Below are 25,394 nucleotides of genomic sequence, written 5' to 3' on the forward strand. Positions count from 1 at the left end.
AACGGCTCGTGCCTGACGGTCGCGCTGCTCGCGCCCCTGACGGGCGGGCTGGCCGTCATGCTGTGCCTGGACGCGGCCCGGCCCGGCCGGCGCCCCAGGGCCGCGGAACGCTGGGAGGGAGAGCTCCATCGGATCGCGCGAGCCACGGCCATCCAACCCGGCAAACCGGAAACAGACGAGTGATTTTTCTGTTTTGCTGTTGAGTTCGGACTGTGGGATGCTGCATGATTTGCCTGTCTAATGCCTGGCTGGCGCATTACATGATGAATGTTCAAAGCATTGAAAACGCTGGTATGCAACATTTGCCATTGTTTCATTAGAAGACCTGCGTCTTGTTTCCCTCTGGTTTTTCTCGCGGTGCTTTCCGGAAAGAAGATAGGAGGTTCTGTGGATTCGGTATAGATAAATACCCGGTGTCTATTTAGAAGTGCAACGCCCATGTTGGTCCTGCAATTCTAGCAGTTCGTCGGCGAACGCCTCGGCGGGCGTGCGGTAGTCCAGCACGCGCATGGGACGATTGTTGATCTCGTCGACGATCTCCCTGACCTCCTTCGCCATGTCCATCCGGATCTCGCACCGTTTGGGAAGATACCGCCGGATCATGCCGTTGCGGTTCTCGTTGCTTCCCCGCTGCCAGCTGGAGTACGGGTCGGCGAAATAGGTGGCCATGCCCAGCTCGTCGCGCAGACGCGCGTGCCGGACGAACTCGGTGCCGTTGTCGTGCGTGACGCTGACGCGCGCGCCGGCCGGCAGCGGACCGAACATCGCCATCTGCGCCCCGGCGCTCTCCCCGGCCGTCTTGTCGGGCACGATCAGCGCCATGAGGAACCTGGTCTTCCTCTCGACCTCGGTGTGCAGGTTGCATCCCACGCCGATCACGCTGTCGGCCTCCCAATGGCCGAATTCGCCGCGGTCGGCGGCCGACTCCGGCCGTTCGGATATGGGCACCCGGCCGGGAATCGGGAAACGCGACGTTCTCCTGCCGCCACGCCTGCGCCGCCTCCTGTGGCCGCGTGGAAGGCACCGCGCCCAGCGTTCCCGAAGCGGTTTGCTGGAGTAGATCCACCGGTAGATGGTCTCCGGGCACACGCGCATGCGCGGGTCGTCCGGCCACAGGACGCGCAGCCTCCCGCTGATGAGCAGCGGGGACCAGCCCCGGCCCAGCCATTCGGCCACCCGCGCCCACAGGCGGTCGTACGACAGGCGGTACGGCTTGCGTGGCCTGGCGCGCCTGCGGTCGGCCTTGCGCTGCGCCGGGCCCGCTATGTAGTATCTGCCCGTCCACGGGCCGGTCTTCAGCTGTTTCGGCCGGTACGGCCGGTAGGACTCCGTTCTCGTTGGACGGGAACCACGTGTTGCGCCTGACCTCCCGGCTGACCGTCGAGGCGTTGCGGCCGAGCATCAGACCGATCCTGCGGATGCTGGTGCCGTTGCCGATCTCGATCTGGATGATCTGGCGTTCCTCTTCCGACAGGTGCGAATATACTTCTCCCATAGGTGCAACATCCCTTCGGACTGGTTTTCTGGACAATTACCAATCTAACGGGTGTTGCACTTTCATTTAGACAACGGGATATTCCCTGCGAGAATCGCAAAATGCTAACATGTATAACACGTAAACATTTTGGGAGGTGCGTTATGGCCACGGCTACTGCAGCATTAAGGATGCCTGTCGAATTGGCGGCTCGTTACGATCGTTTGGCGAAAGCAACTGGCCGTACGAAGACGTTTTATATGAACGAAGCCCTTACCGAGTCGATCGATAGGCTTGAGTATGAATACGGCATTATGAAAAAGGTTGAGGATTGGCGTGCCGGCAGGCTCGAGACTGTGACGCTCGACGAGCTGGAGGAAAGCCTTGGCCTGGAAGATTGAGATCGACAAGGGCGTCCAGCGTTCGATGAAGAAACTGGATCGCAATGTCGCCAAGAGAATCATCGCAAAGCTTAGGGAAATTTCACAGTTGGAGGATCCGAGAAGCACCGGCAAAGCCCTTGTCGGTAATCTGGCAGGGCTGTGGCGTTACCGTGTCGGGGACTATCGGATCGTGTGCGATATAGAAGATGAGGTTCTACTGATTCTTGTGATTGATGTCGCGCACAGGAGCAAGGTGTACAAGCGCCGTTGATTGCTGTACCAAGGTTTCGTTGGTTCCGTCGATGAAGAAGTCAACGGATAGCATAAATTTGCCATATGAAGAAGAGAAACGGTGAGCATGACGGTCCGGCCTTGCGGACGGACCGTCATGTTTCCTCGCTCGACCCTATCGTGTCTCACTCGGCGGAGCTATGCAGAAGCCCACTGGGCTTCTACGTCACGCTCCGGTCGCAATTGGGGACGAGCCTTGCGGCTCGGCTGTGTTGTTTCCTCGTTCAGGCCTGTCGGCCTTCGCTCGGCGGGGCTACTCGGAAGCGCACTGCGCTTCCTCATCACGCCCCGGGGAGTGAGGATTAGGGGCCGGCCTGCGGCCGGACTGCCACGTTTCCTCGTTCAGGCCTGTCGGCCTTCACTCGGCGGAGCTACTCGGAAGCCCACAGGGCTTCCTCCTCACGCTCCGCCCTTGAATCCCATTTGGCGCCAGGCTTCGTAGATGGCGATGGAGGCGCAGTTGGTGAGATTCAGACTGCGCAGGCTCGGGCGCATCGGCAGACGCACCTGCTCAGCCACATGCGGGCCGGCCATAATGTCCATCGGATCGGGAATATTGCCCGGTTCCGGGCCGAACAGCAGAATGTCGGTCGGCTTGTACTCGATGTCGGTGTACAACTTGGTGGCGTGCGCGGTGAAGGCGATGATGCGCGAATCGGGCATCGATTCCACCAGATCCTCGAAATTCGGGTGCAGCACCACATGAGCCATGTCGTGGTAGTCAAGCCCCGCGCGGCGCAGCTTGGTGTCGCGCAGATTGAAGCCCAACGGTTCCACCAGGTGCAGGATCGTGCCGGTTACGGCGCACAGGCGGATCGCGGAGCCCGTGTTGCCGGGAATGCGCGGAGAGTAGTAGCACAGGTGCGGCGTGGAGGTCTCCGCCTTGGCCGCATCCTTCGCGCTCAGCATGGCGTCCACCACGGAAATCGGGTTGCCGTGCGCGTCGGTCACCAGCTCGTCGGGTCCGTAATTGGACTTGCGGTAACCGTATTCGAACATCTTCTCGACTTGGTCTTCGGGATTTGCTGCATCGTTAGTCATAGATGCTAAGAATATGAATGATGAACGACACCGACACCGATATCGCATTGCGTCTCGCCGCATGGTGGGAGGCCAGCGCCCGCGACCTGCCTTGGCGCTTCGGACGAGCCACCGCCTGGGGCGTGCTCGTTTCCGAAGTGATGAGCCAGCAGACCCAGATGAGCCGCGTCGTGCCGTATTGGACGGCGTGGATGGAACGTTGGCCGGATGCGCGTGCGCTCGCCGACGCTCCGAAAGCCGACGTCATCACCGCTTGGGGCAGGCTCGGCTACCCGCGTCGCGCGTTGCGGTTGCGCGAATGCGCGTACACCGTGGCCGAACGGTACGATAACGAGCTTCCACGCACCTATGAGGAGCTGCTGGAGCTTCCCGGCGTGGGCGATTACACTGCGAGCGCGGTGATGAGTTTCGCGTTCGGCGAGCGTATCGCCGTAATCGATACGAATATCCGCCGTGTGCTTGCGCGGGCGTTCCGTGGCGAGGAGTCGTTGGGCGGTTCGGCGAGCCAGTTGGAGCGTGAGATGGCGCGTCGCTTGCTGCCGGAATCCGACAAGGCCTCCGTGGTGTGGAATCAGGCGGTGATGGAGCTTGGCGCGACGGTGTGCACCGCGAAGGCGCCGTTATGCGACGTCTGCCCGATTTCGGCGCAGTGCGCGTTCCTGCGCAATGGCAGGCCCGGATTGGGGGAGCGGCGTACCAGGCCGCGTCAACGCTTCCAGGGTACGGATCGCCAGGTGCGCGGGCTCGTATTGGAAGCGTTGCGCGGGCTTCCTGCGGGCGGCACGTTGGATCGCGCGCGAATCGAACGGTTGTGGGACGATCGGGTGCAGCTCGACGCGTGCGTGGCGTCGTTGGATGATGACGGTCTTGTCGAGATGTTGCCGGACGGCTCGTTGCGCCTACCCGAATAGGTAGACTGGGGAACGTTATGGCACAGGGGAAGAAGCGCAAGCGCAAACTCAGCAAGCAGCAGCGGGCGATGTACCGCCGCAGGCGCATCGTCGTAGGCGTCGCCTTGGCGTTGGCGATCGTTCTGGTCGTGTTCTGCGTGTACAGCATCGGACGCGGCGTCAGCGCGGTGAGCCAAAGCATGGAAAACCGTGCGGCGAGCCGGGTGGATGTCAGCCGTAAGGTCGTACCGCAGCCGCATCGCACTACGGGCATCCGGAACTGCGATGCGTCGAGCGTACACCTGCAACTGTCTTCGAAAGCGGTTTCGATCCCCGTGGGCGGTTCCCTCGAATGGACGGAGACGGTCACGCATGACGGCGACAAATCCTGCCTGATCGACGTGTCCGACTCTTCGCTGGTGCTCACCATCACGTCGGGCGACGACACGATCTGGCGGTCCGACTCCTGCCCGGCCGACAGCGATCTGCTGCTGATGGCGAAAGGCGACAGGAAGATCCGCACGGTGACGTGGAACGCCAACCGCAGCGGTCAGGAATGCGCCCAGGACGATACACTGCCCAAAATCGATGCGGGCACGTACGTCGGCCAGCTTTCCCTGAAGGGCGATAAGGATGTCACCAGCGACCCGGTCACCGTTGTGGTGAACTGACGAGTCAATCACATCGGCGCCGCCCATGCGTTTCCACGTCCGTACCGTGGACTAATATTTTAATTTTGCGTAAGGTATGTCATATTGCGGGCATACCGCCACAACGATGAGACGCCCGCATAGGCATATGGTGGCCATGCCGGCGTTCCCCCGGGAATTTTAGTATCGATACGAATGAGCGAGCGATAAGGAACGTCCATTGGCTACGAATACAGCTAAGACGAACACCAATACCAATATTGCGCGCGCCGACCAGCATGACATCGACCTGCACAAGGCGTCGGATCGCGTGAACTTCGGTTCCATCAAGGAACCGATCGATGTGCCCTACCTGCTGGGCGTGCAGACCGACAGCTTCGATTGGCTCGTCGGCTCCGACCGCTGGAAGAAGCGCGTGGAAGAGGACGAGAAGAACGGCACCATCACCACGCCGCACATCTCCGGCCTCGACGAGGTCTTCAGCGAAATCTCCCCGATCGAGAACTTCGCCCAGACCATGAGCCTGACCTTCTCCGACCCGTACTTCGAGGAGCCGCGTCACACCGTGCAGGAGTGCAAGGAGAAGGATTACACCTACTCCGCACCGCTGTACGTCAACGCGGAATTCGAGAACGGCGAAACGGGCGAAATCAAGTCCCAGACCGTGTTCATGGGCGATTTCCCGCTGCAGACCCCGCACGGCACCTTCATCATCGGCGGCACCGAGCGTGTGATCGTGTCCCAGCTGGTGCGTTCCCCGGGCGTCTACTTCGACCGTCAGCAGGACCGCAACTCCGATAAGGAAGTCTTCGGCGCGAAGATCATCCCGAGCCGTGGCGCATGGCTCGAGTTCGAGATCGACAAGAAGGACCAGCCGCAGGTGCGCGTGGACCGCAAGCGCAAGCAGTCCGCCATCGTCTTCCTCATGGCCATCGGCATGACCAAGCAGGAGATCCGCGAAGCCTTCCAGGATTACCCGCTGGTGATCGACGCCCTCGAATCCACCAAGCTGCAGTCCCAGGACGAAGCCCTGAAGGACATGTACAGCAAGATTCGCCCGGCCGACACCGCCACCCCGGAAGCCGGCAAGAACCTGCTCGACTCCTTCTACTTCAACACCAAGCGTTACGATCTGGCCCGCGTTGGTCGTTACAAGATCAACCGCAAGCTCGGCCTCGAAACCGACATGAACGATCGTTCCCTGTCGCGCGAGGACATCATCGCCACGATCAAGTACCTCGTCACCCTGCATGACGGCAAGGCGACCTTCCCGGGCAAGCGCAACGGCGAAGACGTCGAACTGCGCGTCGACGTGGACGATATCGACCACTTCGGCAACCGTCGTATCCGCCAGGTCGGCGAGCTGATCCAGAACCAGCTGCGCACCGGTCTGTCCCGTATGGAGCGCGTCGTGCGCGAACGCATGACCACCCAGGACGCCGAGGCCATCACCCCGCAGTCCCTGATCAACATCCGTCCGGTGAACGCCACCATCAAGGAGTTCTTCGGCACCTCCCAGCTGTCCCAGTTCATGGACCAGAACAACCCGCTGTCCGGTGTGACCAACAAGCGTCGTCTGTCCGCACTGGGCCCCGGCGGCCTGTCCCGCGACCGCGCCTCCATGGAAGTGCGAGACGTGCACCCGTCCCACTTCGGACGTATGTGCCCGATCGAATCCCCTGAAGGCCCGAACATCGGTCTTATCGGCTCCCTCGCGACCTTCGGCCGCGTCAACCCGTTCGGCTTCATCGAGACCCCGTACCGCAAGGTCGTCAACGGCCATGTGACCGACGAGGTCGAATACATGACCGCCGACCGCGATCTCGACCACGTGATCGCCCAGGCCAACCAGGAGCTCGACGAGAACAACAACTTCGTCCACAGCGACGCCCTTGCCCGAGTCGGCGAGGAAGAAGCGGTCGATGTGCCCGTCAGCCAGGTCGACTACATGGATGTCTCCCCGCGTCAGATGACCTCGCTGGGCGCCTCCCTGATCCCGTTCCTGGAGCACGATGAGGGCCACCGAGCGCTGATGGGTACCAACATGCAGCGTCAGGCCGTGCCGCTGATCGAATCCGAGCGCCCGCTGGTGGGTACCGGTTCCGAATGGCGCGCCGCCAACGATTCCGGCGACGTGATCAAGGCCGACAAGGACGGCGTGGTCAGCTACGTGTCCGCCGACATGATCCGCGTGATGAACGACGATGGCACCACCAGCTCCTACAAGCTGGCCAAGTTCCAGCGTTCCAACCAGACCACCTGCTACAACCAGCGTCCGCTGATCCACGACGGTGAGCGAGTCGAAGCCGGCTCCGTGCTGGCCGACGGCCCCGCCATCCAGAACGGCGAACTGGCACTGGGTAAGAACCTGCTCATCGCCTTCATGCCGTGGAACGGCTACAACTACGAGGACGCCGTGATCCTGTCGCAGCGCCTCGTGCAGGACGACACCCTGAGCTCCATCCACATCGAGGAGTACGAGATCGACGCCCGCGAAACCAAGCTGGGCGCCGAAGAGATCACCCGCGACCTGCCGAACGTCGGCGAGGACGCGGTGGCCAACCTCGACGAGCGCGGCATCATCCGCATCGGCGCCGAGGTCGAAGCCGGCGACATCCTGGTCGGCAAGGTCACCCCGAAGGGCGAAACCGAGCTCACCCCGGAAGAGCGCCTGCTGCGCGCCATCTTCGGCGAGAAGAGCCGCGAGGTGCGCGACACCTCGCTGCGCGTGCCCCACGGCGAGACCGGTACCGTCATCGGCATCAAGGAAATCACCCGTGAGGATGCCGAGGAGGACGGCGACGAGCTGCCCAATGGCGTGAACCAGATGATCCGCGTCTACATCGCCCAGCACCGTAAGATCACGGTCGGCGATAAGCTCTCCGGCCGCCACGGCAACAAGGGCTGCATCTCCCGCATCCTGCCGGAAGAGGATATGCCGTTCCTGGCCGACGGTACCCCGGTCGACATCATGCTGAACCCGCTGGGCGTGCCTTCCCGAATGAACCTCGGTCAGGTGCTGGAACTGCACCTCGGCTGGATCGCCCACTGCGGTTGGGACATCTCCCTGGATCCGAACATGGAAGCCGAGTGGAAGAAGCTCATCCCGCAGGGCGCCGAAAAGGCCGAACCGGGCACCCCGGTCGCGACCCCGGTGTTCGACGGCGTCAAGCCGGACGTGCTCAAGGGCCTGCTGTCCACCACCCTGCCGAACCGCGACGGCGATCGTCTCGTCGGCCCCGACGGCAAGGCGACCCTGTACGACGGCCGCACCGGCGAACCGTTCTCCCGTCCGATCTCCGTGGGCTACATGTACATGCTGAAGCTGCACCACCTTGTCGACGACAAGATCCATGCACGCTCCACCGGCCCGTACTCCATGATCACGCAGCAGCCTCTGGGCGGTAAGGCCCAGTTCGGCGGCCAGCGCTTCGGCGAAATGGAAGTGTGGGCCCTCGAGGCCTACGGTGCCGCCTACACGCTGCACGAGATGATGACCACCAAGTCCGATGACGTCGACGGCCGCGTGCGCGTCTACGGCGCCATCGTCAAGGGCGAGAACCTGCCGCCCGCGGGCATCCCCGAATCCTTCAAGGTGCTCCTGAAGGAAATGCAGTCCCTGTCCCTGAACGTCGAAGTGCTCAACGCCGACGGCGTTGCCATCGACATGAAGGATGAGGACGACGACCCGGCCGGTGCATCCGACGATCTCGGTTTCAACATCGGCGCCCGCCCCGACGCGGCAGCCAAGGAAGACCAGGCAGCCGCCGAGCCCGAATATCAGTGATAGCGAACGGAAGATAAGGAAACACAGTGCTGGATGTCAACGCATTTGACAAGCTGAAGATCGGCCTGGCCACCGCGGACGATATTCGCGGCTGGAGCCACGGCGAGGTCAAGAAGCCTGAAACCATCAATTACCGTACCCTCAAGCCCGAGAAGGACGGTCTGTTCGGCGAACAGATCTTCGGTCCGACCCGCGACTGGGAGTGCGCCTGCGGCAAGTACAAGCGCGTGCGCTTCAAGGGCATCGTGTGCGAACGATGCGGCGTCGAAGTCACCAAGAGCCGTGTGCGCCGTGAGCGCATGGGCCACATCGAGCTCGCCGCTCCGGTGACCCACATCTGGTTCTTCAAGGGTGTGCCGTCCCGTTTGGGCTACATGCTCAACGTGACCCCGAAGGACCTGGAGAAGGTCATCTACTTCGCCTCCTACATGGTCACCGCCGTCAACGAGGAGCAGCGTCACCAGGACCTGCCCGACCTGCAGGACGAGTTCGACCATGAGGTCGCGAACCTCGAAAAGCGTCGCAACAACGAGATCGAGGAGCGTGCCAAGAAGGTCGAATCCGATCTGGCCGAACTCGAAGCCATCGGCGAAGCCAAGGGCCCGGCAAGGACCAAGCTGCGCAACTCCGCCGAACGCGAAATGGCGGCCATCCGCCAGCGTTACGACGAGCAGATCGCCCGTCTGAACGCCGTGTTCGACAAGTTCAAGAAGCTCAAGCCCGGCGACATCATCGATGACGTGGACCTGTGGCGCGAAATGCAGGACCGTTACGAGGATTACTTCGAAGGTTCCATGGGTGCGGAAGCCGTGAAGAAGCGTCTGCAGTCCCTCGACCTCGAAGCGATCGCCGCGCAGCTCAAGGAGGAGATCAAGGACGCCTCCGAGCAGAAGAAGACCAAGGCGCTCAAGCGTCTCAAGGTCGTCAACGCCTTCCTGACCACCGGCAACAAGCCGGAGGCCATGGTGCTCGACGTGATCCCGGTCATCCCGCCGGATCTGCGCCCGATGGTCCAGCTCGACGGCGGCCGTTTCGCCACCTCCGATCTGAACGATCTGTACCGCCGCGTGATCAACCGTAACAACCGTCTGAAGCGACTCATCGAGCTCGGCGCCCCGGAGATCATGCTCAACAACGAGAAGCGCATGCTGCAGGAAGCCGTCGACTCCCTGTTCGACAACGGCCGTCGCGGCCGTCCGGTCACCGGCGCCTCCAACCGCCCGCTGAAGTCCCTGAGCGACATGCTCAAGGGTAAGCAGGGCCGCTTCCGTCAGAACCTGCTGGGTAAGCGTGTGGATTACTCCGGCCGTTCCGTGATCGTCGTCGGTCCGGAACTGCGCATGCACCAGTGCGGTCTGCCGAAGCCGATGGCTCTGGAGCTGTTCAAGCCGTTCGTCATCAAGCGTCTCGTGGATCAGGGCTTCGCCCAGAACATGAAGAGCGCCAAGCGTCTCGTGGACCGCGGCGATTCCGCGGTGTGGGGCGTGCTCGAGGAAGTCATCTCCGAGCATCCCGTGCTCCTGAACCGTGCACCTACGCTGCACCGTCTGGGCATCCAGGCCTTCGAACCGATCCTGGTCGAAGGCAAGGCCATCCACCTGCCGCCGCTGGCCTGCGCCGCCTTCAACGCCGACTTCGATGGTGATCAGATGGCAGTCCACCTGCCGCTGAGCGCCGAAGCCCAGGCCGAAGCCCGTTCGCTGATGATGGCATCCGACAACATCCTGAAGCCGGCCGACGGCCACACCGTGACCATGCCGTCCCAGGATATGATCCTCGGTCTGTACTACCTGTCCACCGTGATGGACGGCGCCAAGGGTCAGGGCCGCGTGTTCTCCTCGCTGGCCGAAGCCGAAATGGCGCTCGACCTGCACGAGATCGACATGCAGGCCGAAGTGCTGATCCGTATGCCCGCCGACTTCGTGCTGCCGGAAGGCTGGGAGCCGCGCGAGATCAAGGTCGTCGACAAGGACGGCCATGACGATCTCGAAACCGTCAAGGAAGAGCGCTTCCACGACGGCACCACGCTGTTCGCCACCTCCTATGGCCGCGTGCTGTTCAACGAGACCCTGCCGGTCGACTACCCGTTCGTGAACGTGCCGGTCGGCAAGAAGCAGCTGTCCAAGATCGTCGACGACATCGCGACGCGCTACACCACCGCCCAGGTCGCGGCATCCCTGGATGCCCTGAAGGACATGGGCTTCACCCGCGCACCGTGGTCCGGCGTCTCCTTCGCCTTCTCCGACGTTATCGAACCGCCGGAGCGCGAGGAGTACATCGCCAAGTACGAGGACGAGGCCGCACAGGTCAACGAGAACTTCGAAATGGGTCTGATGACCGAGGAGGAGCGCCGCAACGAGCTCATCAAGCTCTGGACCGAGTGCACCGCCGAAGTTTCGAAGGCCGTCGAGAAGCACTTCGACGCCAAGAACAACCTCGCCATCATCGTGCAGTCCGGTGCACGAGGAAACATGATGCAGATCAACCAGATCGCAGGTATGCGAGGCCTCGTGGCGAACCCGAAGGGCGAGATCATCCCCCGTCCTGTGAAGTCCAACTACCGCGACGGCCTGTCCGTGCTGGAGTACTTCATCTCCCAGCACGGTGCACGTAAGGGTCTGGCCGATACCGCACTGCGTACCGCAGAATCCGGTTACCTCACCCGTCGTCTGGTGGACGTCTCCCAGGATGTCATCGTGCGCGAAGAGGATTGCGGCACCAAGGCCGGCATCGACGTGCAGGTCGCCGAGCGCAACGCGAACGGCGAACTCGTGCTCGTCAAGAACGCCGACGGTGGCCCGTACTCCCGTCTGCTCGCGGCCGACGTCATCGACCCGGCCGACGGCGAGACCGTGCTGTACAAGCGCAACGACGCCCTGTCCATGGACGTGCTCAACGACCTGGTCGCGCACGGCGTGGAATACGTCAAGTGCCGTTCCGTGCTGTCCTGCGAGTCCAAGCGTGGCGTGTGCGCCAAGTGCTACGGCTGGTCCATGGCCACCAACAAGCTCGTCGACGTCGGCGAGACCGTTGGTATCGTGGCCGCCCAGTCCATCGGCGAGCCTGGTACCCAGCTGACGCTGCGTTCCTTCCACTCCGGTGGCGTCGCTTCGGCTTCCGATATCACCCAGGGTCTTCCGCGTGTTACCGAGTTGTTCGAGGCTCGTACCCCGAAGGGCGAATCCCCGATCACCGAGTTCGCCGGCACGATCAAGATCACGGACACCGACCGTGGCCGCCAGATCATCCTCACCCCGGACTCCGATTCCGGCGCTCCGACCGAGGATGGCGCGATCAAGCCGATCGTCTACTCCGTGTCCCGCCGCGTGAAGGCGCTGGTGCAGGACGGCGAGCATGTCGAGACCGGCACCCAGCTGATCGAAGGCTCCGTCGACCCGAAGAAGATCCTGCGCATCATCGGCAAGCGTGCCGCCCAGATGAACATCGTGGAGGAAGTGCACAACGTGTACCGCTCCCAGGGTGTGGATATCCACGACAAGCACATCGAGGTCATCGTGCACCAGATGAGCCGCCGCATCACCGTGGTCGACTCCGGCGAAACCGATCTGCTGCCCGGCGAGCTCGTCGACCAGCAGCGCTTCCGCGAGGTCAACAAGGCCGCCGTGAAGGCTGGCAAGAAGCCGGCTTCCGGTCGTCCGGAGCTCATGGGCATCACCAAGGCTTCGCTGGCCACCGATTCCTGGCTGTCCGCAGCCTCCTTCCAGGAGACCACCCGCGTGCTCACCGATGCCGCCTTGAACGAGAAGGTCGATGACCTTAAGGGCCTCAAGGAGAACGTCATCATCGGTAAGCTCATCCCGGCCGGCACCGGTCTGGCCCGCTACCGCAACGCGGTGGTGGAGCCCGACAAGGCCATCCGCGACACCATCTACCCGAACTTCGGTCTGGGTGGCGACATGGGTGAAGGCGTCGACTTCGGCGAGAGCGACATGTCCGATGTGGACTTCTCCAACATCGACTTCGGCGATCTCAAGCTCGGCGAGGACTTCAACCCGGATGATTTCCTGAACGACGAGGGTGACCTCGGCGACTTCGGCGGGGAAACCGTCTGAGACGTGTGAGTGGCTCGGAGCTCTGATACCGAGCAGTGGTTCCGCGGTTTGCCAGGTTAGGCAGGCCGCGGGGCCTTACATGGGGCGGCCCGGAACCGGCGACGGTTTCGGGCCGCTTCTGTTTTCGGCCTTGGGCAGGTTCGGCTTGGTTTTGCTTGGTTTTGCCTGGTTTTGTCTGAAAGTGGTGACGGGGGTGCTGGTGTCTTGTTACCGTTTTCGGACAAATTTGGCTTGGTTTTGTCTGAAACCGGTAGCGGGGTGCTGGTGTCCTGCTACCGTTTTCGGACAGTTTGGCCTGTTTCTGTCTGAAACCGGTAATGGGGGGCCTGGTACCGTTTTCGGACGAATTTGGCTTGGTTTTGTCTGAAACCGGTAAGGGGGATGCTGGGTGTCTCGTTACCGTTTTCGGACAGTTTTGCCCTGATTCTGTCTGAAAACGGTAGTGGGGATGCTGGAGTCTCGTTGCTGTTTTCGGACAAATTTGCCCTGATTCTGTCTGAAACCGGTAGCGGGGGTTTGGGGTGTCTTGTTACCGTTTTCGGACAGTTTGGCCCTGTTTCTGTCTGAAAACGGTAATGGAGGTGTTGGGTGTTTCGTTACCGTTTTCGGACAGTTTGGCCCTGATTCTGTCTGAAAACGGTAATGGGGTGTTGGGTGTCCTGTTACCGTTTTCGGACAGTTTGGCCCTGTTTCTGTCTGAAAACGGTAGTGGGGGTGTCCTGTTACCGTTTTCGGACAGTTTTGCCCTGATTCTGTCTGAAAACGGTAGTGGGGGGTGGTGTCCTGCTACCGTTTTCGGACAAATTTGCCCTGATTCTGTCTGAAAACGGTAATGGGGGTGTTGGGCGTCTCGTTACCGTTTTCGGACAGATTTGGCTTGATTCTGTCTGAAACCGGTAGCGGGGGTTTGGGGTGTCCTGTTACCGTTTTCGGACAGTTTGGCCCTGTTTCTGTCTGAAAACGGTAGCGGGGGCTTGGGTGTTGCTGTTTTCGGATGATTGGGTTGGCTGTTGCGCGTTATGCGCCGGTACGATGGCGGCGGGCGCCGATCGGTATGAACGGTATGAGCCATCGGATACGGCGTGGCAATGATGCCAGCAGACATGCGCGTACGCGGTCGACGTCACGCCAATACGGTTGCACCGTCTCCATGCTGACCTGTTCGCCGGAGAATGCCGCATGATCGGCCTGTTCGGCCAACGATCGGATGACGTTCGCATGATCGGGGAACCTATCGCATAGTCGCGCCGCTTGCATACGTCTCGTGGCGCACGGGACCGGACTAAGCAGTCCGCCGTACCGTGCGAGATCGGAAAGCGACCGCCATCCGGCAATCAGACGATCCCGCGGCGTACCACGGTTCCTGACCATGCGCAGCCGCAGCCTGGCATGGAGGAACAGCATTGCGGCAACGATGATGAGCAGCCAGATCGGGCTGAGCCAGAGCATTACGATTCCCGCTATTCGCAGAGCCGATCGCCAGGATCGTTCGTCTTCGTCGCTGCGCTCATCAACACCGGACGTTGGAGCGCCGCCTGGTCGAGGCGGTTCCTCCCGCGGCGGTTCGGTGAGCGGTCCCGGAGGCTGCCGTGCGGAACGATCGGCATTGGATGGCGAACCGATGTTCGTATCGTCGGCGGTTTTCGTTTCCGGCGGTGTGGGAAAGAACGCCACCCAACCAAGCTTCTCGAACTCGATTTCCGTCCAAGCTTCGACATCATTACCGGTGAATTCGGTCACCGGTTGGCCGTCCACGTGCGCCGACCGCGCGGCCGATATCGTCCCATCGCCGCCTTTGGGAACGAACCCGAGCACCACACGGCTGTTCAGTCCAAGCTCCTGCGCCATCAACGCCATCGCCGAAGCGTACTGTTCCGAATCGCCCACCATGCCTTCGCCGGACAATAGCGCCGCAATACGATGACTGCCGTGACCGGCGAGGGAAGAATGTTCGCCGGGCGAACCATGCGAGAACCAGCCTTCGGAACTCAGCCATGCGGCCAAAGCCTGCGCGGTTGCGCCGCCCGTTTCCTGACCGCCCGCGATGGCCGCGGCCAGCGTGCCGACCTTGCCGGGAACGTCCGGAGACGCCGCCGATGCCGACGCTGGTGTGACGGCTTTCGCCGAGGCGATTACGGTATCGGAAGGTGCGGCGGTCAGCCGGCCGGTGACGGTATAGGTCAGCCGGTCGGGCATACCTGCCGGGTACACCGCCGAATTCGTGTCGGCATTGTAGAACACGCCGTAATCGGCGTTGGTGTTGGAACCTGTGCTGGTATTGGAATCGATGTTGGAGGCCGTGTTGGTCCCGGCAATGTTGCCATGTACCGTTGCGGAACGCGGAATGCCCGCGATCGGCAGCCAGTTGGAACCGGCAAGCGCCTTATCGACGGTGAACGTGATACTGCGCTCGCCGTCGCGCGGCCTGCCGTCGCCGGCGGCCAAACCGCGATAGGTGACGGGTGCGCCGCCATCCGTGCAACCGGCGATATTCCACACGTTGCCGTCGAAACAGGTCATCACCGCCATACGCACCGGTGTGCCGGTGGGCAACCCCCGGGCCGTGAGCACGGTATCGTCGCGATGGTTCTTGACATACGAGCGCATTGTGGACAACGGGCTGGTATGGTCGCGCAGCATGATGGGCGGCTCGTAATAATCGCGCAAAGCGAAGCGATGCCGTGACGAAACGGTGCACGCGCACCATCCCGCGTTGACGGCCAGGGCGAGCACCAGAACCGCCGACAGGCAACGGCGAGGATTCCATCGAAGGCCACGAATCGAAAACCAAGGGAACAGAACCGTCAACGCCATGGCTCCGACGATCGCGTTATGCCAACCTTCCACGGTTCCCAGCAGTGCGGAGACTGCGAAGGTGAGGAGTACGGGTGGGATGGTGAGCAGGGGAGCGGATGGCGGGAAGTCGGGCGGGGAGGCCGTGCCCTGCGCGGTGACGTTCCGTCTGGCGGTGACGTTCCATCTGGCGGCAGCTGGCTTTTCGGTTGGACTGGTGGCGGCTGGCTCGGTGTGAGATTGTTTGGTGCCTGTTCGTTCATCGCTAGGTGAACGATGTGCGGCTACGGGTAACGTGGCCGGCAGAACCGCTTGGGAAGTGAGGAACGCGCACCACAAGGCAAGAGTCCATACGGCCAGCAGCGCCGTGGAATCCGCGCCGATTGGAACCGCCGCCGAAATCAAATACTTGAACGAGGCGAGGGAACGGTTCCAACCTTGGATGACGGTTCCGACGGATGGTATGACTGCCGATCCGGCGACCATTATGGGACCGGCAGCAAGCTGACCGATCGCCGTCAGCAGGAAGGCGACCATTCTTCTGCGGCGCGGCCATACGATATGGGCGGTCAGGGAAGCCGCGCAACCATACAGGGCTGCGACTGCAGTGGTTTTCGCCCATGCTGGAACATCGCCGTACACGCCGATGAGATTGGCGCAGGCCAGCATGGTCACGACGATCACGCGACTCTGATCGGCGAGTAGCCGGGCATAAGCCGGGGAGATGAGATGGCTGAGACGCTCGAGATGCTTGGAATGTGCAGGGTCTTTCGAATCGGAGCCGCTTGGAACGTGATTGCTTGGAACAGGACTGTTTGAATCGGAAGCGTTTGTGGTGAGGCCGTTCAACCGGATTGTGAGGGGAAACGCGGTGGAGGCTGCCGAACCGAAAGCTGCCGAACCGAGAGCTACCGAACCGGAGTCCGGCGAAACGGTTCGGTCGGGCGTGACACTCCGGTCCATGGGAATGCGGCTCGACCGCCAGCGCGAGAAAGAAAACCAGCGCATACGCATCACGCCACCGCCTTCCAGAGGCTGCGAAGCCCGTCGAGATCGCCGACGGTGAGCAGCATGACCATGCCATGGGTTTCCATCGAAGCCGCAGCGCCCCGTTCCACCCTGACGATAATGCTCATAACGGCATCCGAAGCTTCTGAAGAGGCCGCGCATCGGCGGCGCAACGCCACGGCATCATGGCGCGACCCCACCACATGGCAATGCAGAGAAATATTCCGTGGCAAGCCATGAGGAACGGCATTCCGCCTGTGCTGCGGTATTTGGACGTCAACCGGCGTGATACCACTGCACAAGTCAAGGAATGGGGTAATGGCGCTCGCCGACATGACGTCGGAACGAACGTCGGGACGAATACCAGGACGAATATCGGGACGAATACTGGAACGGTCGTCGGGACAAAGCTCGGGATGGACTTCGGCAAACACCATGCGATGCCGTCGCACGCAGTGCACGCCGATTGATGCGAATACGGATACGGCGAGCTCGAATTCCTCCAAGTCCGAGAAATCGGAAATCGAAGGTACGAAATGCACCATGGGCACGGCCTGAACCGTCGACTCGTAACGACGGACCATCAGATTCCCGCTTCTTGCGGAAGTCAACCAGTGCACGCCGCGCAAATCATCGCCGGGAACATAAGGGCGCAACCCATGGAAATCGAAATCATCATCCACGACGGCACCCGAAACGCAACCGTCCGGATCGCGCACCGAGCCGATAGGGGCGAACGGCAACCGCACGATACGCGGATGGACATGCACGATGGCACTATGCGAAGCCTCGCGCTCATAATAGAGGAAGCCAAACGGGTCGCCGTGGCGTATCGATGCCGGGCCGACGACGAAGCATGACCGGGGTGGCGTGTGCAACGTGATGTCGATTCGGTCGCCCCGCTTCGGCAACGGTACCGGCAGCGGAATCCGTTGCAAGGCGCCGCGGACGGGCAGCGTCATCTCAAGAGAACCCCAGGGCGTGCCGGTCGGTGCACGCAATACCAGCCGGAAATCGACATCCTCACCCATGGTCACGCGAGACGTGTCGATTTCCAGATCGGCATCCACACCGACCCGTTGCAACGCGAACATCGCACACAGGCCCATGATGACCGGACTTGCCACGGCGAACAGCAGGAACTCATGCCAGCCGGTCGCCAAAAACACCGGCAGCGATACCGCTCCGCAGGCGAGCAGCCCCCAGCCTCGCGACGTGACATGCAGACGCTTTGGATACCAATGGAGCAGGGCCCGCAGGGCGGCGGCTGCGTGATCGACCACGCGCTCGCATGATCGGAATCGCGAAGAGCGCAATCGCCGCCAAACCGTTAAGAGCCGTGCCGTTGAGAGCCGTGCCGTTGACGGGAAAGCGGGAAATACGGTACGTACATGATGAACAATGGCGGGCGGCATCATGGCAGATTCCCCTCACGGCCAATGAACGGTACGGGAACATGCTCGACGATCCGTTGAACGACATCCTGCTGCGTCACGCCGACGAACGTCGCATCATCGGTGAGCGCGAGACGATGCGCAAGCACGGGGATCGCGAACTCCATGACATCATCCGGCAGCGCATACCCGCGCCCATCGGCGGCCGCGGCGACGCGCGCGCAACGCAGCAACGCCAACGCGCCACGCATGGACGCGCCGGCCCGCACCTGTTCGTCACGCCGTGTCTCCTCAACCAGCCGGATGATGTATTCGAGCAACCCGTCATCCACATGAATCCCGTTCGCCACGGAACGCATCGCGGCAACCTGCGGCGGTGTCATCACCGCGATGTTCCGCGGCTTTCCGCCGGTATCGCCATGATTTCCGGCCTGTGATGCGGGAGCGGATGATTCGGGCGCATCCGGCCGGTCGGCGCGACGAAGAATCTCCACTGAGGAATCCCTATTCGGATGCCCCAGCGAGACTCGCATCATGAACCGGTCCATCTGCGCCTCCGGCAGTGCGTAAGTGCCAAGGTGGCCGGTCGGATTCTGCGTGGCGATCACCATGAACGGGTTGGGCACATCATGAGTGGTGCCATCGATGGTGACATGGCCTTCCTCCATCACCTCCAACAGGGCCGACTGCGTCTTCGGCGACGCGCGGTTGATTTCGTCGCCCAACACGAGGGAAGCGAATACCGGGCCTTTGCGCAGCGAGAACACACCATGCCGCTGGTCGAACAGGACGGCTCCCACAACATCGGAAGGCAGCAGATCCGGCGTGAATTGGATGCGGCCGAAATCCGCGTCGATGGCCCGCGCCACGGCCCTGGCCAGCCGGGTTTTACCGGTGCCGGGCTCATCCTCCAACAGCACATGCCCGCCGGCGAACAATGCGACAAGCAGGCGGCGGACCGCCTCGGGTTTGCCGATGATCTCGGAGGAGACGCATGCCGAAGCCTCGGCGAATCCATGCCGGAACATGGCGATATCGGCGGACGATGGCGGCTGCGCGGAATCATCGTTGGACGGACGTGCGATGCCGGATACGCGCGTCGCATCGGATACGCGCGTCGCGTCGGAAACATGCGGCATGTTGGAAACGCGTGTGGCATCGGAAACATGCGTCATATCGGGAATTTGCGTCGCATTGGAGATAGACGGCATGTTGGAAACATGCGTCGCGTCGGAAATATGCGTGGCATCCGAAACGCAAGTGGCGTCATCGAGGGAAAACAAGGCTGGCATTGGCATCTCCTGACTTATGGATGGTGGTTGATTTGGTTGGCGTGAATGGTTCGATCGGTGCGGACACCCTGGAAGGTGTGGCGGTTCGAGTACCCTCCACGGTGTTCCCCGGAGGTTCGGCTCTCGCGTTGAGCCGCGCGTCACCGGCGACGACCCGTATGCTCCACCGGTACGAGTCGGCTGCGGGTAATGCGGAAACGTCGATGCGGCGTGCGGCGGCGGGCATCCAATCGAACGGGATGTCGTTGATGACCAGTTGCACGGTGGCGGACTGGCCATACGTATCGACGTTTCCGGACCGTACGATCACATGATCGGGCCCATCCCACCGGACGGACGCGGGCGTGGTGATGTGGGCGGGCGGCCTGTTCATGCTGGCATCGGTCGGGCTGATCATCGTGGCTCCGGACTCGCCGTTCAACGTGGGTGTGACGGTTCCCGTCTCGCACGGGGTCCAAGGCTCTGGCGTGTACTCCAATACGCCGCTTCTTCGCGACGAGCTCACCCCATGTAGGTTCGCTTTCACGCCATCGGCTTTGCCGTTGATTCGCCAGCGCATCGTGCACACACCGTCCGAACCGTCGACATCGAGGAACTCCGCCCGGCCTATGGCGGTGACGGGCGTAATCGAAACGGGAAGCGAGCGGATACTCTCCCCATGGTCCGTACGTATGGTCGCCGTGACGGTGATCGTGGAGAAGAACTCCCCATCATCGATCATGAACGAGAACGAGGATTCCGCGCAGGAAGGCCCTGCGCCCGTATCACGGTCGATCGATATGGCGGCGCAACGGTTGCCGCGCATATCACCGGAAACGATCGAACCTCTGATGAGATTCGGCTCCGAAGCATCCTGGCGCAGGGCGAGAACCGGGCGTTCCGGTTCGCCATACACCTCGCCCCGCGCGACATTCACCGTTTCACGCTCTCCGACCCCGGCCCCGTTCACGGCTCTGACCTCCACGCCGAACGATGATGACGCGGATAGTCGGGCATCCGTGATGCCGAACGCGACCTGCATGCCGGTGGTTTCCGTCTGCTCATAGGTGACGCCGTCGGAACCGGTCAGCGAGACGAGATACGAAGTGGGTGCGCTGAAGGCACTCCCGCTGCCGGAAGGAGCCCGCCAACTGACCGTCAACGTGTTGCGTCCGCCGACGGCGTGCAGTTGCGTTGGTTTCCCGGGCGGCGCGTCCGGTGTACCGAAAACGGTATTGGAATAGGATGACCAGCCGACGTCGTTCCTGGCCCTCACCCTGAACTCGTACCGGTTGCCGTTGGACAATCCGCCGATCGTGCAGGTCGTGGCGATTCCGCATGAACGACTTCCGGTACCGCCGACTCCGGCAGCGGCGCGTACTTCCGCTTCATATTCGAGCACGCCGCCGCTTCGGCTCGCCTCCCAGAACAAGGTGACGGCTCCGTTCTCCGCCGCTGTCCGTGTGGGGAGCAGCGCCGGTGCGGCGGGCGCATCGGCTATCCGAACATGCAATATGCCGCTGACCGTGCGTTCCGAAGAGCCGGTCGCATCCTCGACTGTGACGGTGATATCCTGCGATGCCGTGGCGATGCCGCGTGCGGCCGTGATCTCGATGGTTCCCGACTTGCCGCAGGTCACGGTGACACCGTCTCCAGCACCGGAACAGGCGGTTACCGTAAGCGGGGTATCGGGGAAGGGATTGTAGGCGTCGGCCAACATGTCGACGTGTTGCGAATCGCCCGCATGAAGGCGCAGATTCCGTTCCGGAATGCGGGCCAGCGGGCGAGACGAGGTCACGATGCGCACGTTCAATCCGGCGTCCACCGTCGTATCGCCGGCATGAATGCGCAACGGCACGCTGACGGTCGTACCGGTTCTGGCGGTCATGGCAACCTGCAACTTCAACCGACCATTTTTGGAGACGGTGGCCTGCAGATCCGACGAGTCCAATCCGCCCGAATACGTTAGGGCATCAGCCGATTCCGTGGCGTAGGGAATCGTCGTCAAAGCGTTCAGGTCGATGGTACGCGTCGGGTCGCCGGGCGCCATATCGATGGTCGTCGAGGGGAATGCCGGTGGTGACTGGCTTCGCCCTGTCACCATGACGGTCAGCATGATAACCGCCGCGTCACCTGTGGAGCTGCTGCCGGAGGTGCCATCGGAGTTGTTGCCGGAACCGTTACTGGGCTTGGCGTCCACGGCGGTGAACGCCATGGAGGCCAAACCGGCATACCCGGATGGGGCGGTGAACCGTAACGTTTCGCCGTCATCGAGAATCACGGCGGAGGCGCCCTTGGTCGCCACAACGGATTCGCGGCGATCGGCATACGCCTTCTTGCCGGCCCCCACGCGCACATGATCGGCGACGGTGATGGTGATGCTTTGCCCGGCCGCCACGCTGAGTTCGGGAGCGTCCGGTCGCGCCGTCGGCGGGAAGGAACCATAGGCGGGCACGTGGATGAATGCGGTGGACGATACGCCATGCGTGGTGTTCGTCACCGTGTACGGTACGGCGTACGGTTCGTCGGCGAGTTCCACGGCAACGGTCCGAGGTGCGGTAAGCCGTGCCATGCCTTTTGCTGGCGAGGCCACTTTCATGGCAAGTTCATCAGGTGTTCCCGAAGGATTGGATATCCAGTCGCTGAGATCCACCTCCACGACACGTCTATCGACAGTGGCTTGCGCGGGCACGCGATAATCATGGGTTCGAGGTGCCAGGATCCGCGCGTCACGATCCACGCGCACGGTCAGCGTGGCCTTGCCCTCCATACCTGCCTCATCGCGCACGGTGTACACGGCGTACCCGGTTCCCTCCTCGGTGGGAGCGGTGAAAGCGATATGATTATCGACCACTCGCGCGCCGGGCAGACCACTGATCTCCAGTTCGGATGACAACGTCAGATCACCGCCGCCGCAGGCGACATCATTGGCCAGAACAGGCACCATCGCATCGGCTCCCGGGCGCAAGGCGATCGCATCATCACGGGCCGTAACCCCGGCGTTCGGAGACGCGGAAGCCACACCGACCCGTACCTTCGCCTGGGATCGCCGGCCGGACCAATCCTCCACCGCATAGGTGAAGGAATCGGTGCCGTTCGCATCGGCGAACGCCTCATACACCAGATAATCCGCCCCGGTTTCCGTGATCCTGCCCGATTGCGGCACCTCATTGCCCAATCCGAGCAGCAGCACGTCATCGCCATCCTCATCGATGCCCGTGAGCGGAATGGGAATGCGGACCTTGCCGCCCGGCGTGGTCCGAGCCTCCACCGTGCGTGGGTTCGGTGGCCTCTTCCCCTCCGCATCACGGCGATGCACCGAAAACGTGACGGTTGCGGAAACCGATTCGCCGGCATCGTTCACCACCGTATAAACGGCCGAATATTCGCCGGGGCGCTCTGGTGCCCGGTAACGCAACGAATCGTCGGACGCGAATATCTCACCCCGGAAATCCCCATCGGTGTTCGGCGTGCCTTGCAACATCGCGCCATCATCCGCGTCATACAGAACATGATCGAGCACGGCAACCGTACGGGTGCCACCGCATCGCACTCCGACCGTGAAATCGTCGGCCCGAATCAGCGAGGAACCGGAAACGGCTCGCGCAGGATGCACGATGATGCTTCCGATTGATGATCCGCTCGTGTTGGCCGCGGTATAGGTGATGCCGACAGGCGCCGACAGGGCTTGCCTGGCCGTCACCCGGACGCGCCCTCGATCCACCACCACCGCGGAAACACCGCTATTCGCCGGTACGGAAACGGAGGTGACCGACAGCACGCCGCCGGTCGGATCCGTATCGTTGGCCAACGGTTCCACCAAGGCGGTGCCTTCGGCGACCAACATGGCCACGTCATCCGAAGTGACGGGCGCCGACGCCTCACGCGAGGCGGGCTCCACGTCGACACGAACCATGCCGGTCGATGCCGCCCGCCCCTGCCGTACCGTGTACGGCACATGATAGGTACCGGGAATCGCCGCGGTGAACGACAACGTCGTACCGGAAGCGCTGAACGATACGCTCGTGTTCTCCGGCTGTTCGACATCGACCAATTCCGGCCGCTGCGCGCCGGTGGCATGGATATACGGTGCGAGATCGATGTCTACCGTCTCCCCGGGCACGGTGCCATGGGCTGCGGAATCGAGATCCGCGGGCAGGGAACCGGCCGGGCGTATGGAGAACGACACCAATCCCGTTCCCGTTGCCTTCCCATCGGAAACGGTTATTTCGACGACCACCCTTCCGGAAGGCGACGAACCGGGGCTGAACGTCAGCCGTCCGTCGGCGCGGGCGTGGACACGCGCATCGGCATCATCGCGCGGCTCGGCACGGACCAAGGTCAACGGATCGCCATCCGGGTCGGTGAACGAATCCAGAACATTCGTCGTATATGCGCCACCTTGTTCGACGCTGTACTCCGGTTGACCCAAAACCTGCAACGGCGCATGATTGACATCCGGGTTGACGGCATCCAACCGCACCTGCGCCGTCGACGTCCGCCCATGCCCATCGGAGACCTCATAGGAGAACCGTACCGAACCACCTTGCAGTTCCGAGGCGTCAAGCTGCAGATACCTGCCATGCTGGATCGGCGTCACGCGAACCGAACCTCCGGAAGGAGCGCCGACACGGTCGATGCGAAGCGCCGAACAGCCGGAACGCTCATCATTGCGCAGCACGTCGAGGATCATACGGCTCGATGGGCGGACGCCGAACTCGTCATCCACAGCCATCAACCGCTCCGATTGCGTGGCATCGGCCTCGCAATCGTTCCCAGTGGGGGCGTGATTGTCGGCGTCGGCGTCCGTATCGTCATCCTCCTCACGTTGCGCCACCTGCACGGTATCCCAACTGACATCGATCGCATCCGTCGAACGTTGCGGATTCCAAACGGTACCGTCGCGCACATCGTTCAACACGACATGACGGTGGTTCGTGCGGAACGTCAATTCGGAAGCCGAAGTTACGGCATCAAGCGAGGAGAACGCCGCCCCATCGGCGGAAGACGAACATACGCGGATATAGTTGTCCGCGCTCTGACTGAACGCCGCATGGACACAACCGCCGGACGACACCGGTTGCGCAGGCAACCCATCGCCCAGGGATGTGACCGCCACCGGTTTCGGGTTGGAACCATGCAATTTCACCATCGTGATACCGCCAGGCATAGCGACGGCCACCCATCCTGACTGGCGATCGTCGGTGGGCGGCGCCTGCAAACGGGCGTGTGTACCATCATCAAGCCGGGCTTCGCCTCCGGGGAATATAAGACGTTCATCGGCCAAGACGACCGGAATGCCATCGACCACGGTGAACGAGGAAACCTGCAGGCGCTCGCCGTCGCTCAACGACCCCACCTCCCGCACCGACCCGCGGGACGTGACGGCAAACACCATGCCGTCACGTGGACGGTACGCCCAGACGGTACCGTTCCGGTCCACAACCGCCTTGCCGCCGGTCCACAAGCGCAGCACAGGTGAGCTGTTCGCGGAAAACGTCTCCCCCATGCGCTCGGCGTTCCCGACCCGCAGATTGCCGCCACGGGTGTCGAGAGCCGCGACGGTGCCGCCACCCAGCATGACGTCGCCATGCGCGGCGTCGAGTTTCGATATCTCCAAAGTCGAAGCCGTGATGGAAGCCAATCCGCCGTTTTCGACAAGCAGCGTGTGGTCGCCGGATTGCGCGACGTCGAAGCGCGTGCCCTGCGCGGCGGCCACGGCGGTCGGCTCGTCGATATCCGCGTTGAACCGCAAGGCCTTGCCGCGGTCAAGCGAGATGATCCATACCGTACCGTCATCGCAATGCACCTGTTGACGGACAACGGAGTTCACCGCAATCACGCAGACGACGAACGCCAGCAGGGCGACCACCGCGAGCGGCGATACCGGAAGCCGCCAACCGGGCGGTCTGCGGGAATTCGGTTTGCGGGAGTTTGGTTTGCGGGAGTTCGGCCCGTGAAGTTCCAAGCGGCGATGAAGCCACGCCGCCCGACCTCCGGCACGCCTTGGAACGTGGCGGAATGGGAAAGGAAACGGGGGGATAGGTGTGGAAGCGGTCATGATCGTAATCCGATTCTGCCGGGCTTAAGGCAACGGCCTCGAAGCGATGCTGCTATTACGGGTATGCGGGTATGTGTGTGGACGCGTGTGGTACGCGTGTGGATATGCGGATATTCGGATGCGGGTATGCGGACGTAGGGTACTGGCGTACACCATGCCGTCCGGAGAAGCGCGCGGAACATACGGACGGGGCATAGGCGCCTTGGGAAAGGCACACGGGTATGCGATGGACCGCAATGCTCGATGGATCAACGGTTCAATGGATTCAACGGTTCAAC

The 25,394-nt window shown here is 62.2% G+C and carries 11 protein-coding genes and 2 pseudogenes; 7 read left to right on the plus strand and 6 right to left on the minus strand.

Annotation, left to right across the window (positions count from 1 at the left end):
- Positions 1-183: pseudogene (locus tag KIH75_RS02890) on the plus strand (hypothetical protein); the annotation flags it as partial.
- A 234-nt stretch (positions 184-417) separates the two neighbouring features.
- Here KIH75_RS02890 and KIH75_RS02895 read toward each other — a convergent pair.
- A pseudogene (locus KIH75_RS02895) lies at positions 418-1,495 on the minus strand (IS30 family transposase).
- 143 nt (positions 1,496-1,638) lie between these two features.
- Here KIH75_RS02895 and relB point away from each other — a divergent pair.
- Entirely contained in the window at positions 1,639-1,875 is a 237-nt protein-coding gene (gene relB / locus KIH75_RS02900; RefSeq protein ID WP_044280333.1) for a type II toxin-antitoxin system RelB family antitoxin, read from the plus strand.
- The gene (locus KIH75_RS02905) at positions 1,859-2,128 is read left to right on the plus strand and encodes a type II toxin-antitoxin system RelE family toxin (protein WP_169080545.1); all 270 of its coding nucleotides are present in this window, start codon (positions 1,859-1,861) and stop codon (positions 2,126-2,128) included. Before relB ends, KIH75_RS02905 begins: the two co-directional genes overlap by 17 nt.
- A gap of 419 nt (positions 2,129-2,547) precedes the next feature.
- Here the strand turns inward: KIH75_RS02905 and KIH75_RS02910 are convergent, their stop codons facing one another.
- Positions 2,548-3,189, minus strand: a complete 642-nt coding sequence (locus KIH75_RS02910) for a tRNA (cytidine(34)-2'-O)-methyltransferase (protein ID WP_219055319.1) — start codon at positions 3,187-3,189, stop codon at positions 2,548-2,550.
- A 17-nt stretch (positions 3,190-3,206) separates the two neighbouring features.
- Between KIH75_RS02910 and KIH75_RS02915 the strand changes: the two genes are divergently transcribed.
- From KIH75_RS02915 to KIH75_RS02930, 4 genes are all read left to right on the plus strand, one after another.
- Entirely contained in the window at positions 3,207-4,100 is an 894-nt protein-coding gene (locus KIH75_RS02915; protein ID WP_420829167.1) for an HhH-GPD family protein, read from the plus strand.
- Between the two features lie 17 nt (positions 4,101-4,117).
- On the plus strand, positions 4,118-4,750 hold the full coding sequence (locus KIH75_RS02920) for a hypothetical protein (protein WP_219055320.1): 633 nt from the start codon (positions 4,118-4,120) through the stop codon (positions 4,748-4,750).
- Between the two features lie 199 nt (positions 4,751-4,949).
- Positions 4,950-8,516: a DNA-directed RNA polymerase subunit beta gene (gene rpoB / locus KIH75_RS02925; protein WP_219055321.1), complete on the plus strand. Its 3,567-nt coding sequence runs from the start codon at positions 4,950-4,952 to the stop codon at positions 8,514-8,516.
- Between the two features lie 26 nt (positions 8,517-8,542).
- Complete coding sequence (locus KIH75_RS02930) at positions 8,543-12,589, plus strand: DNA-directed RNA polymerase subunit beta' (RefSeq protein WP_219055322.1); 4,047 nt, start codon at positions 8,543-8,545, stop codon at positions 12,587-12,589.
- A gap of 1,017 nt (positions 12,590-13,606) precedes the next feature.
- On the opposite strand, the gene KIH75_RS10290 is transcribed toward KIH75_RS02930, so the two are convergent.
- The 4 genes from KIH75_RS10290 to KIH75_RS02950 all read right to left on the minus strand — a co-directional run bounded on the left by KIH75_RS10290 (position 13,607) and on the right by KIH75_RS02950 (position 24,927).
- Entirely contained in the window at positions 13,607-16,066 is a 2,460-nt protein-coding gene (locus tag KIH75_RS10290; protein WP_219055323.1) for a transglutaminase-like domain-containing protein, read from the minus strand.
- 329 nt (positions 16,067-16,395) lie between these two features.
- Complete coding sequence (locus KIH75_RS02940) at positions 16,396-17,673, minus strand: DUF58 domain-containing protein (protein ID WP_219055324.1); 1,278 nt, start codon at positions 17,671-17,673, stop codon at positions 16,396-16,398.
- Between the two features lie 131 nt (positions 17,674-17,804).
- On the minus strand, positions 17,805-19,076 hold the full coding sequence (locus KIH75_RS02945) for an AAA family ATPase (protein ID WP_219055325.1): 1,272 nt from the start codon (positions 19,074-19,076) through the stop codon (positions 17,805-17,807).
- On the minus strand, positions 19,051-24,927 hold the full coding sequence (locus tag KIH75_RS02950; RefSeq protein ID WP_219055326.1) for an Ig-like domain-containing protein: 5,877 nt from the start codon (positions 24,925-24,927) through the stop codon (positions 19,051-19,053). Before KIH75_RS02950 ends, KIH75_RS02945 begins: the two co-directional genes overlap by 26 nt.
- Between the last annotated feature and the right edge of the window lie 467 nt (positions 24,928-25,394).

This window comes from Bifidobacterium pongonis (assembly GCF_019331805.1).
GTDB classification, from domain to species: domain Bacteria; phylum Actinomycetota; class Actinomycetes; order Actinomycetales; family Bifidobacteriaceae; genus Bifidobacterium; species Bifidobacterium pongonis.

Bases quoted from the DNA above. Each gene is read 5' to 3' on its own strand.
- relB (WP_044280333.1), top strand. From the start codon at position 1,639: ATGGCCACGGCTACTGCAGCATTAAGGATGCCTGTCGAATTGGCGGCT.
- KIH75_RS02910 (WP_219055319.1), bottom strand. From the start codon at position 3,189: ATGACTAACGATGCAGCAAATCCCGAAGACCAAGTCGAGAAGATGTTC.
- KIH75_RS02915 (WP_420829167.1), top strand. From the start codon at position 3,207: ATGATGAACGACACCGACACCGATATCGCATTGCGTCTCGCCGCATGG.
- KIH75_RS02920 (WP_219055320.1), top strand. From the start codon at position 4,118: ATGGCACAGGGGAAGAAGCGCAAGCGCAAACTCAGCAAGCAGCAGCGG.
- KIH75_RS02945 (WP_219055325.1), bottom strand. From the start codon at position 19,076: ATGCCAGCCTTGTTTTCCCTCGATGACGCCACTTGCGTTTCGGATGCC.